The organism is Clostridium sp. (assembly GCF_029258205.1).
Classification (GTDB): Bacteria; Bacillota; Clostridia; order Clostridiales; family Clostridiaceae; genus Sarcina.
In genome coordinates this window covers 1-12,752 of sequence record NZ_JARHZJ010000033.1, presented here as the reverse complement: position 1 = coordinate 12,752, position 12,752 = coordinate 1, and the positions used below count along the sequence as shown (strand labels likewise).

At 27.8% G+C, this 12,752-nt stretch carries 11 protein-coding genes and 6 tRNA genes; 8 read left to right on the top strand and 9 right to left on the bottom strand.

Going from position 1 to position 12,752, the window contains the following annotated elements:
* The first annotated feature begins 28 nt into the window (after positions 1–28).
* The 5 genes from Q1J60_RS04685 to Q1J60_RS04665 all read left to right on the top strand — a co-directional run bounded on the left by Q1J60_RS04685 (position 29) and on the right by Q1J60_RS04665 (position 525).
* Positions 29–112, top strand: a tRNA-Leu gene (locus Q1J60_RS04685).
* Between the two features lie 27 nt (positions 113–139).
* A tRNA-Gly gene (locus tag Q1J60_RS04680) sits at positions 140–214 on the top strand.
* A gap of 5 nt (positions 215–219) precedes the next feature.
* Positions 220–293: transfer RNA gene (locus Q1J60_RS04675), tRNA-Gly, on the top strand.
* A gap of 75 nt (positions 294–368) precedes the next feature.
* Positions 369–445, top strand: a tRNA-Arg gene (locus tag Q1J60_RS04670).
* Between the two features lie 4 nt (positions 446–449).
* Positions 450–525: transfer RNA gene (locus tag Q1J60_RS04665), tRNA-Pro, on the top strand.
* A gap of 174 nt (positions 526–699) precedes the next feature.
* On the opposite strand, the gene Q1J60_RS04660 is transcribed toward Q1J60_RS04665, so the two are convergent.
* Positions 700–846 carry a hypothetical protein gene (locus Q1J60_RS04660; RefSeq protein ID WP_300259114.1) on the bottom strand — a complete coding sequence of 49 codons (147 nt, stop codon included), beginning with the start codon at positions 844–846 and terminating at the stop codon, positions 700–702.
* 134 nt (positions 847–980) lie between these two features.
* Here Q1J60_RS04660 and Q1J60_RS04655 point away from each other — a divergent pair, with 134 nt between their 5' ends.
* Both Q1J60_RS04655 and Q1J60_RS04650 read left to right on the top strand, forming a co-directional pair.
* Positions 981–2,330, top strand: a complete 1,350-nt coding sequence (locus Q1J60_RS04655; RefSeq protein ID WP_300259111.1) for a [Fe-Fe] hydrogenase large subunit C-terminal domain-containing protein — start codon at positions 981–983, stop codon at positions 2,328–2,330.
* Positions 2,331–2,413: 83 nt separating this feature from the next.
* A complete protein-coding gene (locus Q1J60_RS04650; protein WP_300259108.1) occupies positions 2,414–3,067 on the top strand; it encodes an HAD family hydrolase in 654 nt (217 codons plus the stop codon).
* 132 nt (positions 3,068–3,199) lie between these two features.
* Here the strand turns inward: Q1J60_RS04650 and Q1J60_RS04645 are convergent, their stop codons facing one another.
* From Q1J60_RS04645 to Q1J60_RS04615, 7 genes are all read right to left on the bottom strand, one after another.
* Positions 3,200–4,633 (bottom strand): glycosyltransferase, encoded by a 1,434-nt coding sequence (locus Q1J60_RS04645; protein ID WP_300259106.1) that lies wholly within the window; start codon positions 4,631–4,633, stop codon positions 3,200–3,202.
* 113 nt (positions 4,634–4,746) lie between these two features.
* Positions 4,747–5,928 (bottom strand): ABC transporter ATP-binding protein, encoded by a 1,182-nt coding sequence (locus Q1J60_RS04640; protein ID WP_300259103.1) that lies wholly within the window; start codon positions 5,926–5,928, stop codon positions 4,747–4,749.
* Positions 5,929–5,941: 13 nt separating this feature from the next.
* Positions 5,942–7,177 (bottom strand): glycosyltransferase, encoded by a 1,236-nt coding sequence (locus tag Q1J60_RS04635; protein ID WP_300259100.1) that lies wholly within the window; start codon positions 7,175–7,177, stop codon positions 5,942–5,944.
* An 18-nt stretch (positions 7,178–7,195) separates the two neighbouring features.
* Complete coding sequence (locus Q1J60_RS04630; protein WP_300259097.1) at positions 7,196–8,479, bottom strand: glycosyltransferase; 1,284 nt, start codon at positions 8,477–8,479, stop codon at positions 7,196–7,198.
* A gap of 13 nt (positions 8,480–8,492) precedes the next feature.
* The gene (locus Q1J60_RS04625; protein ID WP_300259094.1) at positions 8,493–9,665 is read right to left on the bottom strand and encodes an ABC transporter ATP-binding protein; all 1,173 of its coding nucleotides are present in this window, start codon (positions 9,663–9,665) and stop codon (positions 8,493–8,495) included.
* A gap of 19 nt (positions 9,666–9,684) precedes the next feature.
* Positions 9,685–10,506 (bottom strand): ABC transporter permease, encoded by an 822-nt coding sequence (locus Q1J60_RS04620; protein WP_300259091.1) that lies wholly within the window; start codon positions 10,504–10,506, stop codon positions 9,685–9,687.
* 377 nt (positions 10,507–10,883) lie between these two features.
* Positions 10,884–11,630: a peptidylprolyl isomerase gene (locus tag Q1J60_RS04615; RefSeq protein WP_300259088.1), complete on the bottom strand. Its 747-nt coding sequence runs from the start codon at positions 11,628–11,630 to the stop codon at positions 10,884–10,886.
* A gap of 336 nt (positions 11,631–11,966) precedes the next feature.
* Here Q1J60_RS04615 and Q1J60_RS04610 point away from each other — a divergent pair, with 336 nt between their 5' ends.
* On the top strand, positions 11,967–12,434 hold the full coding sequence (locus Q1J60_RS04610) for a peroxiredoxin (RefSeq protein ID WP_300259084.1): 468 nt from the start codon (positions 11,967–11,969) through the stop codon (positions 12,432–12,434).
* 230 nt (positions 12,435–12,664) lie between these two features.
* Here Q1J60_RS04610 and Q1J60_RS04605 read toward each other — a convergent pair.
* Positions 12,665–12,740: transfer RNA gene (locus Q1J60_RS04605), tRNA-Phe, on the bottom strand.
* Between the last annotated feature and the right edge of the window lie 12 nt (positions 12,741–12,752).

Sequence of the window (12,752 nt, the reverse complement as noted above, 5' to 3'; positions counted from 1 at the left end):
TTCCCTGGCAGATCACCAAATTTAATTTGCAGATGTGGCGGAATTGGCAGACGCACTAGACTTAGGATCTAGCGCCTTAGGCGTGGGGGTTCGACTCCCTTCATCTGCACCAATTAAATTTAAATACTAAGCATTTTATGCGGGAGTGACTCAATGGTAGAGTGTCACCTTGCCAAGGTGAAAGTTGCGGGTTCGAGTCCCGTCTTCCGCTCCATTTATGCGGGTGTAGTTCAATGGTAGAACACCAGCCTTCCAAGCTGGATACCCGGGTTCGATTCCCGGTACCCGCTCCACAAAATGTTTAAAAGGTTAAGTAAAAATACTTGACAAAACATTAAAAAATATTTATAATAAATAATGTCAAATGTGTATCTTTAGCTCAGCTGGATAGAGCAACGGCCTTCTAAGCCGTGGGTCAGGGGTTCGAATCCCTTAAGGTACACCACCTTCGGGGTGTGGCGCAGATGGGAGCGCGCGTGGTTTGGGACCATGAGGTCGCAGGTTCGATCCCTGTCACCCCGACCAAAAAAAGGAATTGCAATAGCAATTCCTTTTTTTATTTTATATAAAACTTTAATATTAAAAATCTAGTTAAATCTATATTGACTTAACTGAACTTTTGGTAAAACAATCTAATAAACTTAATAATTATAATATATCCTCCTCTATAATAATGTTATCAATAAATTACTATATCTTTTATTCTAAATTGTCATTTTTCTCTTCCTTAATGCTCTTTGCAAATTCTTCTTCGAAGTATCTATCTTCCTTTGCTGCTGCATTAAATAAAGCCATATAAAAGATCCATATAAGTGCTAATATCCCTGTTAATATAATATATTTCATTATATATCTCCCTCTTTTTAAATTACTATTTGTTCAAAATACTTTCCAAAATATAAGAATTTATACACTTTACTAATACGATTTAATTTTTTGTACATAATAATTTTATTAAACTAATTATAGGAGGACCTATTATGAATAAAAAGTATGACTCTTTATTTAAAGAACTTATCTATTTATATTATTCTGAAAATAACTTTGATGAAAAATTAAATAATATAATAAAAAATAATTTTACTAATAAAGATGAAGCAATTGAAGTTCTTTCATCCTTGTGTGGCGTTGATATAGATAAAAATTCAGATAATATTGCTTATGCCATAAGAAAAGCTATAACAACACATAAAATTAAAAAAAATATAGTTAATAAAGTATCTATATGTACTAAAAACTGTTCAAAAGAAAGTAAAGGAAAATGTCAAAGTCTTTGTCCATTTGATGCAATATTGACTAATCCTATAGACAATAGTATATATATAGATTCAAACCTATGTCAAAATTGTGGTATATGTGTTCAAGTCTGCGAAAGCGGTCATTTCTTAGATAGAATTGAACTTCTTCCTATTATTGACTTAATAAAAAATAATGAAACTGTAATTGCGGCAGTAGCCCCTGCTATATCTGGACAATTTGGTGAAAATGTATCCTTAGATATGCTAAGAGAAGCTTTTATAAAAATAGGCTTCTCAGATATGATTGAAGTTGCATTTGCAGCTGATATTCTTTCAATTAAAGAAGCTGTTGAATTTAATCATCATGTAGAAAAAACTGGAGATATATTAATAACATCTTGCTGTTGTCCTATGTGGGTAGCAATGTTAAGAAAGTGCTATAAGGATCTAGTAAAGGATATCTCTCCTTCCGTTTCACCTATGATAGCAGCTGGAAGATTAATAAAAAAATTAAATAAAGATGCTAAAGTAGTTTTTATAGGTCCATGTATATCTAAGAAAGCTGAAGCAAGAGAAAAAGATTTAGTTGGTGCTATAGATTATGTTTTAACCTTCGAAGAATTAAAGAATATATTTGAAGTATTAAAAATAGACCCATCATCAATGAAAGGTGTTCCATCTATAGAATATACCTCTAGAGGTGGAAGGTTGTATGCTAGAACTGGAGGTGTATCAGAGGCCATAAATGATGTAGTTAAAGAACTATATCCTGATAAAGCCAAAATATTTAACGCAGTTCAGGCTAATGGAGTTAAAGAATGTAAAGAACTCTTAAATAAAGTTCAAAATAGAGAGTTAAAAGCAAATTTTATTGAGGGTATGGGATGTGTTGGAGGATGCGTTGGTGGTCCTAAAAGAATAGTAGATCCTATCACAGGTAAAAAGCATGTTAATGAAGTTGCTTATAATTCTCCAATAAAAGTTGCTACTCATAGTCATACTATGGACGAAGTACTATTAAGATTAGGAATAACTTCATTAAATTCTTTTGAAGATAAAGAAAAAATATCTATTTTCGAAAGAGAATTCTAAAGTTAATTTTATTTGTAAACTTAATATTTAATCTTACCTTCTATATAATTTATATGTTAAACTATATTGGGGGTGAGGCAACAATGCTTAGTAATATAAAAGGTGTAATCTTTGATTTAGATGGAACTTTAGTTGATTCAATGGAAGTATGGGCTAAAATAGATTTTGATTACCTAACTGACCTTGGTCTTGAAGTTCCTAAAAACCTTAAAGAAGAAATCACTCATTTAGGCTTCAAAGAAGTTGCTAAATACTTTAAAAAAAGATTTAATATATCAAGCTCAGAAGAAGAAATAATGAAAACTTGGCATGATATGGCTTATGTAGAATATAAAAATAATATCAAACTTAAATCTGGTGCAAGGGAATTTCTTAAACAATTAAAAGAATCTAATATAAAAATAGGATTAGCTACTAGTAACTCTTATCCCTTACTAGAAGTTTGTTTAAAATCAAATGATATATTTCATTTATTTGATTCAATAACAATAACAGGTGAAGTACCTAGAGGAAAGGATTTTCCTGATGTTTACCTATTATCTGCTAAAAGATTAGGATTAGATCCTAAAGAGTGTGCAGTCTTTGAAGATATCTTACCAGCAGTTAAAGGTGCTCTTAGTGCCGGAATGAAAGTTTTTGCTGTAGAAGAACATACTGTTTCTCAAGAAGAAAAAGAACAAATTAAAGAAATTGCCCATGAATACATATATTCATTTAATGATTTACTTGTTAATTAATATATTATATTTGTAAAAAACTGTAAAACTCAATTTAAACAATAAAAATATGCACTACTTATGTAGTTATAATAGCAAAAACTCAATTTAAAATATTCCTAAGTTTTAAATTGAGTTTTTATAAAATTTATTTTATTCTAACCTTTTAATAGCCTCTTTTATTAATTCGGCTCTATTACTCCAAGTATTTTCTTCTGCTTCTCTTCTTAAAGTCTTAAAATACTCTTTGTCATTGAATTCTAATTTTAATGCCTTATCAATATTTCTTATAAACTCATCATAATCTTTTGAAACCATACAAGATTTATAATTTTCACACTCATTTATATCAGTTGTTACTATTGGCTTTTCTAAAGCCATATACTCAAATATTTTTAATGGAGATGTAGAATCGGTTATATCATTTTTTACAAATGGTACAATACACACATCAAAACATCTTGAATAGCTTATTAAGTCTTTATAATCAATCATACCAAGATATGATATATTAGAATAATTCTTTAGATTGCTTTGTTCATAGGAACCATCATAATCCATTCCTATTAAAACTATTTCGTAATTATCTCTTTCCTTTGCTAATTTTTCAATTAATTTATAATCAAACCACTTAGCTAAAGCTCCATAATAACCTATTATAGGCTTTCCCTTATTAACTATAGACTGGATTTTTTCACCTATCTCATGTCCATATTTTTTAAAGTCTTCTAAATTAACAGCATTAGGCGCTAAAATATTGTTTTCACTTTCTCCTCTAAACTTATTTGCAATTTCTTTTAATTTTTTTGCAGTTGAAACAACTAACACATTATCTTTATCCATCAATAGTTTTTCATGATCTTCTATCATTTTAGAAGTTATGTCATATCCACTTATTTCGCTAGATAACTCGTCTACAAAATCATATATAACCTTAAAACCTTTATCCATATATACTTTTATCTTTTCATAATCAACTGAATTTAAACAGGTAGCATAAACATGTACAAATTTAGGTTTATTAATTGATTTTATTGCCTCAAAAAATGCTACATTTAAACTATACATATCTAAATTAATAACATATAAATTATCCTTTATTTTTTTAATTGAATAAATATTATCATTTCTTACATCACTTCTATATATATATAATATTTTCTTTTTACTTAATGCCTCTGCTAGATGTTGAGGTCTTTGCTTCATTTCTATATTCCAGCCAAAGGAAGCATGGAAAACAATAATTTCCTCAAAGTCTTCTAACTCTAATATATTTTTTATCTTTTCATAAAAACAATTAAACTGTCCTTCAAATAATATTGAACTTATAGCATCGTCTATATACTTAGATGTCTTAAAACACACGTCATTAAAATTTCCCGATAAAATATCATCCTCTGTTATTTTATTCTCATAGTATTCTGTTTCTCTGCCATCCTCATGAACCACTTTAGTAAGCTCTAACCCCGAATATATAAGCTCTTTAAGTTTTAAATTTTCTATAAGCCAGTTATTTAATTCCCTCTTCTCTTCATATGTAAAATCGCCAATATTCTTTTTTAACATAACTTCAAAAATATTATTCATAAAAATTCTCCTTATCAAAAGACTTTAATATCTTTAATTATTAACATCTTTTCATATAATTAGTACATAAAAGAGGATATAAGCCATATAAACTATGGTCATATCCTCTATTTTTATGTCCATGTAGAATCTAAGAATACAAAGCCTTCAGACTCTCCTTCATTTTTCACCTCAAATGAAACTACATCTTCTTGTGTTTCTAAAGCAACAAGATTTTGGCTTTCTGAAAATATAGCATCTAAATAATAAATTCCTTCCTTAACATCTAGAGAGTCAATTTTAAAAGTAATTTTATTTCTTCCCTTTTCCCAAGGTATTGTGAATTCATCAACATTACTATTTACTGAGAATATAAACTGATCTGCATTTCTATATTCACAAGGCTCTCTGTATGCCTTCCTCATTTCAATAGTAATACCTGCATTTTTAACTGATGGGTTAAATACATCATATTCAACTGAAAATTCTATAGATTCGCCTTTTTTATAAACTTTTTTATTATCTAATATTTCTACATTTATAAGCTCAACAAATTTTCCTGTTTCAATTTCCTCTATCTCATCACTTTTCATTAGTTTATCATAATATTTTTCAACTATATCAAAGGATGGCCCAATATCAACTACTCTTCCTTTTTCAAGCCAAATAGCTCTTTCACAGAAAGTTTGAACAGTTTCAAGACCATGTGATACATAAAGAACTGTTTTACCAGCTTCTTTAAATTCATTAAACTTATCCATACATTTTTTTTGGAATCCAACATCTCCAACGGATAATATTTCATCCACAATAAGTATATCTGGATTAATATTTATAGCAACAGCAAATGCTAATCTAGCATACATACCACTTGAGTAACTTTTTACTGGTTGATTTATAAATTCTCCAATATCAGCAAACTCTATAATATTATCCTTTACCTTATCAATTTCATCTTGAGTTAATCCCATTAAACTTCCGTTAAAATATATATTTTCTTCTCCAGTAAGCTCTGGATTAAAACCAGTTCCTAATTCTAAAAGAGAAGATACTCTTCCATTAACATTAACTTCTCCTGATGATGGAAATGAAACTCCTGTTAATATTTTTAACAAAGTAGATTTACCAGCACCATTATTTCCAATGATACCTACTATTTCACCCTTATTTACATGAAAAGAAACATCAGTTAAGGCTTTAAACTCTTTAACTTCTTTTTTTGCAAAAGGATTTATTATACTTTTTATTCTACTTGATTTTGAATCGTAAACTCTGTAATTTTTACAAAGATTTTTTACTTCTATTGCCTTTTCCATGACTTCTCCTCCGTTAAGAGTTTAGTATAAGCTCCTTAATGTCTTTTGCCTTCTGTCTCCAAGTATTTTGGTTACCTTCTTTTCTAAGTAACTCTATATATTCTTTAGAGCTCTCTAACTCAGCAGCTTTCCTAATGTTATTTATAAACTCTTCATGTGAATTACTTACTAAAGGTGATTCATATTTTCTACACTCTGGTAAAGCTGTTGTAACTATCGGCTTACCTAAAGCCATATATTCAAATAATTTTACTGGTGAAGTGGCTTCTGTTATCTCATTTACAACAAAAGGAATTATAGAAACATTAAAGAACTTAGAGTATGTTGGAAGTTCATTATAATTAACAGTTCCTAAGTAATGAACATTATCTAATTTTAATATTCCGCTCTTTCCTAAGGATTGATCATAATCTATTCCTATAAGAACTATTTCATAATCATCATTAAACTCTTCTGCAAGCTCCTTAATTAAATCATAATCAAACCAACTAGCTAATGCTCCAAAATATCCTATTATCTTTTTCTTACTATCAACAATGCTTTTTATCTTTTCAGGAACCTTTTTGCAATCAATATTAGCAAAATGCTCATATTGAACTCCATTTGTTATAAGAGCTAGTCTGTTTTCTCCTCTTATTTCCTTAGCTTCTTGATAAAGCTTATCTGCAGTAGTTACTACATAAACTTTCTCTGTATCTTCAAGCATTCTCTTATGACTTGCTTTTACCTCATTTGATATTTTATGTCCAGCAATTTCATCTGATAAATCGTCAACATATTCATATATTATTTTAAAGTTTCTATCTGTAAACTTCTTTAACCAGCTATCATATTCAACAAAGGAAGTTGAATATATTTGACCAAAAGCAGGAATTCCACTTTGAGACACTATATCTATTAAACATTCTTGTAACCAATATAAATCTGTGTTAACTAAGTAAAGATTTTCCTCCATTTTCTTGTAAGTTTTAATATCTTTATCAACATAAGGTGATGCTTTATAAAAATATAAAACATTTTCCTTAGCTAAGTTTAAAGCTATATGTTGAGGTCTTTGAAACATTTTAACCTCAAATCCAAAGTAAACATCAAATATGACTATAGCATCATAATTTCCATTCTTTATTGCACCAGTTATTTCATCAAAAAATACTTGTTTTTGATCTTCATGTCCTTTTTCTCTATATTTAAGCAACATCGGCTTTAATACAGGTCTTAATAAATTTTTTACTTTTCTTTTTAAACTCATACTATTACCCTCTCACTCTTAAATGTTTTTATCAATTAATCTATCTAGTATAGCAGCCTTTTCTCTCCAAGTATTTGCTAGAGCTTCTTCTTTTAGATAGTTATAATACTCATCCTTTTTATCAAGAGTTAATGCAAAGTCTAATTTTTCTATAAAATCTTCATGGCTTTTCCCTATTAATACTGACTTATACTTTCTACACTCTCTCATATCAGTAGTAACTATAGGATGCCCCATTGCCATATATTCAAAAAGTTTAACTGGACTTGTAGACTCAGTTATATCATTTAATAAAAATGGTATAGTTGATATTGTGAAGTACTGAGAATATTTATTTAACTCCTTATAATCAACAATACCTAAATAATGAACATTTTCAAGTTCGTCTATTTTACTCTCTTTAAAGCTGTTATCATATAAAAATCCTATTAACACAATTTCATAATTTGGTCTTTCTTTAGCTACTTTTTTAAGCAACTCATAATCAAACCATTTTGCTAAAGCTCCAAAATACCCTATTATAGGATTTCTTTTATTTACTATATCTTTTAACTTTTCTGGAACCTCATCACTTCTATATTGCCAATGATCATATTGAACTCCATTTGTTATCATTGCAACATTTTCTTTTCCTCTAATCTCTTCAATTTCTTCTATAAGCTTATCTGCTGATCCTACAGCTATATTACTCTTATCTTCTATGATATTCTTATGCCTATCATATACGAAATCAGGTAAGTGACCTGATATTTCATCTGAAAGTTCATCTATATATTCATATATTATTTTAAATCCATTATCAGTATATTTTTCTTTAATATATTGTTCATCTAAATAAACATCTGTTGAATAAAGAGATAAAAATTTATGACCTTTATACTCCTTAAGAAGATCAAACATAGCATTTTGTAAAGCAAAATTAGCCATGTTCACTAAGTAAAGCCTATCCTTCAGTTTTTCAACAGTCTTTATATCTGGATCAAACTGCTCTGAAGTTCTATAGAAATAAAGATATCCATCATCAGTAAGCTCATTAGCCATATGCTGAGAACGTTGGAATAATGGAATATTCCATCCAACTCTTGAATCAAAAACAACCACTGCTTTGAATTTCTCTTTATTTAATATTTTATGAAATATAGCATTGGCTTCTTCATAATTCTTTCTATAAGTTAATGCATTATTATCTAACTTATCCTTAATACGTCTTTTTATATACCTTAAAACTCTCTTTATAACTTCTACTAAACCATCTTCTCTAAGTACTTCCGTTGTTCTCCTAGCAATTCTACCTACACTCATAATATTCCTCCGATTAATTATCCCAAGAATGCCCAAGTATTAAGAAACCTTCTCCTCTATACTTGTCATTCAAAGTAAAACTATATGCATTTATTTTTCTATATACTTCCTCTTCACCATCTCTTAAAACAAAGTCAATATAATAAACTCCTGCCACTAAGTTAACCTTATTTAAAGATACTTTTAACTTATTAAAGCCTAAGTTAAAAGGAATACTTTTTATATTATCTTTACTATTTATACCACAAACAAATTGATCATTTCCTCTAGTTGTACCTGGCTCATAGTCAGTTTTTCTGAACTCTAAAACTATATTAGGATCTTTTAAATCATTTGAAGTAAGATCATATTCAATATCTAAATTTATTTTTTGAAGATACTCTACTTTTTTTTCATTTGATTTAATTGCTATACTATTTATTATGTCACTTTTATGATCTTTTAATTGTTCTATATTAGCAGGATTAAAATTTAAATTATAATATCTTTCTACTACAATTACAGAATTTCCATCATCTACAATTTGACCTTTTTGAAGCCAAATTGCTCTATCACAGAACTTTTTTACTGTCCCAAGCCCATGAGAAACATAAAGTATTGTTTTTCCCTTTTTCTTAAATTCATTGAATTTTTCCATACATTTAACTTGGAAACCAACATCTCCAACAGATAAAATCTCATCAACTATTAATATATCAGGGTCTACATTAATAGCAACAGCAAATGCTAGTCTAGCAAACATACCACTTGAATAATTTTTTACTGGTTGTTCTATAAAATTGCCTATATCAGCAAAATCAAGTATATCCTTTAATTTTACATCTATTTCTTCCTTAGTTAAACCATTTAAACTACCATTAAAATAAATATTTTCCATACCAGTAAGCTCTGGATTAAATCCCGAGCCTAATTCTAACATTGATGCTAATCTTCCATTTATCTCAATTTCTCCAGAAGTAGGAAAAGCTACTCCTGTTAGTAATTTTAAAAGTGTTGATTTACCGGCCCCATTATGACCGATAATACCAACACATTCTCCTTTATTTATCTCAAAAGAAACGCCTTTTAAAGCATAAAATTCTTTTATATTCTTTTCTTTACCAAAAGCATTAGCTAATCTTTGAGATCTCTTTTGATATAATTTATATTTTTTAGTTAAATCTTTAACTCTTATAGCAACAGACATATTCTGTACCTCTCTTTTTTTATAAAACATCATCAAATTCTGGTCTAAATCTATTAAACACTTTAGATCCAAATATGAATAATATTATAGTTACTACCCAGAAATAAATTCCATATAACAAACCAACTGTATGTGTTCCTAAATATGCATCCCTAAATAAAACAGCTAAGTAATATAACGGATTTAATTTTAATATTTTCTCAATCCAAGGCATACTAGATCCTACCGGTAACTCTCCTGCTTGCCACATAACTGGACACATCCAGAATAAAAATTGCATAAATACAGATATTCCATGTAATATATCAATTGACATTACTACCCATGCAGATAATAATCTTGATAAAGCTGACAAAAATATTATAGTTATGATAATTGCATAAATCAATTTAGGTATATTTATTAGATTTAAGTTACCATTGACTGCAAATATTATAAAACTTATTACTAGTAAAATTAAAAATGTGTAAAAACTAATTACTATTCTTATAGTAGGTAATATTTCTACAGGAAATTTAACCTTTTTAACCAAAAAGGAATTAACCCTTATAGAACCTGCGCCTGACATAATTACATCTGAAATAAATATCCATGGTATGTATGCTGAGACTAGCCAAACTAAATAATTAACCTGTACATTTGTACTAGTTGTTCTCATTCCAGTTGAAAATATCATCCAGAAAACAGTTATCATAGCTAGTGGTCTTATTATAGCCCAAGCCATACCTAACTTAGAACCAGCAAACTCTTTTTTAAATTCTTTCTTGGATATGCTAAATATCATTCTCCAGTGAGAAAAAATACTTTTCTCAATCTCAAGCCAATCCTTCAAGTTGTTCACCTCTGCTTATCATCTATTTTTTTGTAAAATAACTAACCCTAATTATATCACAAATATTTAGTAAATATTTATACATTTATCTTAAAAAGTAGTAAAATATACTTCTTATTTAATCATTTTTTTAAAATGCACATATATATAATATTTTCTTTCAATGAATCCACTTCACATAAAATATAATTTAATCAAAAACTATTAAATATAAGTAATAAATATATAAGTTAAGTTTATCAATAATAAAGTTAATATTAAATTTTGAAAATAAAAAATATCTATCTTAAGTATTATCATTTATACATATTACTACACGAGAAGCAATAAAAAAAAGTTAGATATAGAATCAAATTCTACATCTAACTTTTTAATAGAGTTTTAAATTACGCTAATTTAACTCCATATTTTTCTCTTAATTCTTTTATTAATTCTAAGTATTTCTTTTGTTGTCTTTCTTGAATTAACATATTTACTACTTGATCTTTAACATCTTCAAAAGCCTTAGTTTTAGCTTCTGTCTTATCATCTACTTTTATTAAGTGATATCCAAATTGAGTTTTAACTGGAGCACTAACTACTCCTAACTCTAAATTGAATGCCGCTTCTTCAAACTCTGGAACCATCATTCCTTTTGAGAATGAACCTAAGTTACCACCTTGTTCCTTTGAAGGACAGCTTGAGTATTTATTAGCAGCATCTTCAAAAGTTATTGATCCTGAAGCTATTTCTTCTTCTACTTTTTTAGCTTCTTCTTCTGATGCAACTAAAATATGCTTAGCTGTTACAGTTTCTAATTCAACAAAGTTTTCTTTGTGCTCTTCATAAAAAGCTTTTGCTTCCTCATCTGTTACAGTAACTGATGATAAAGTTTTTGTCATCACCATTTGAGCTAATAACTCTTTAGTAAACTTATTTAATTGATCTTTAAACTCTTCAGTTTTGTCCACTCCAGTTTCTTTTGCAAACTCAGACATTAATTCAAATGCAATAGCTTGCTCTAAAACTTGTCTTCTTCCTTCTTCACTAGCAAGCATAGCTTGTTGTTGAGCTGGATATCTTGCTATTATCTCATCTATATAGTCTGAAGTTATTTCTGTATTTCCAACTGTTGCTAGAACTTTCTTTTCCATATATATTATCTCCTTTTTAATTAAAGTTTTATTTTCCTATACTTCATATATTAACATATATTTAATGAATTAAAAAGAATTTCTTAATATTTTCCTAATGTATAAAAAAATCATTCTAAAATTCAACAAATTAATACTATGTATTTTCTTATAGCCATAAATCTTAGAATTTCTAATATTTAAAATTTAAGTTATTTGCTAAAAACTTATAATTTATTCTCTTTTAAATTCAAACTTTTTCTATTTAATTTAGGATAGCTAAATATCTAGTTAACATTTTATTGATAATAAATAGTAATTATTGTATAATATGTATAATTAAAAGGAGGAATTCTTATGTCAATTGAAATAAATAAATTAGCTCCAGATTTTAAACTTATAGGCTCTGATGGAAAAGAGCATTCACTAAGTGATTATAAAGGAAAAAATATAGTTTTATATTTTTATCCTAAGGACAACACTGCTGGCTGTACCACAGAAGCTTGTGATTTTAGAGATAACATCCAAAAATTTCATGATTTAAATACAATTATTTTAGGAGTTTCTAGAGATTCTTTAGTCTCCCATGATAAATTTATTACTAAATTATCACTTCCCTTTTTATTACTTAGTGATCTAGATGAAACAGTTTGTAAATTATATGATGTAATAAAAGAAAAAAGTATGTACGGTAAAAAATATATGGGTGTAGAAAGAAGTACTTTCTTAATAAATAAAGAAGGAATATTAATAGAAAAATTTAGAAAAGTAAGAGTTAAAGGACATATAGAAAAAATTCTAGATACATTAAAAGAAATAAATTAAAAAAGGTCTTAATAAGACCTTTTTTAACTTTCAATATAAAATTTCAATACAAATTCAAAATATTAATTAAATACTTATTTTACATTTTAATAATCTCATATAAAAAATATTTTTATTTCTACAAACTTAAATATAATATTATATTATATTTTATTATTTATAATTCCTTATTCTAAATAACTATTTAAAATTTATACAAAAAAAGCTTAGTGAATAATTCACTAAGCTTTTGGTGGCTCGAGCAGGAATCGAACCAGCGACACGAGGATTTTCAGTCCTCTGCTCTACCGACTGAGCTATCGAGCCATAAAATAAAAA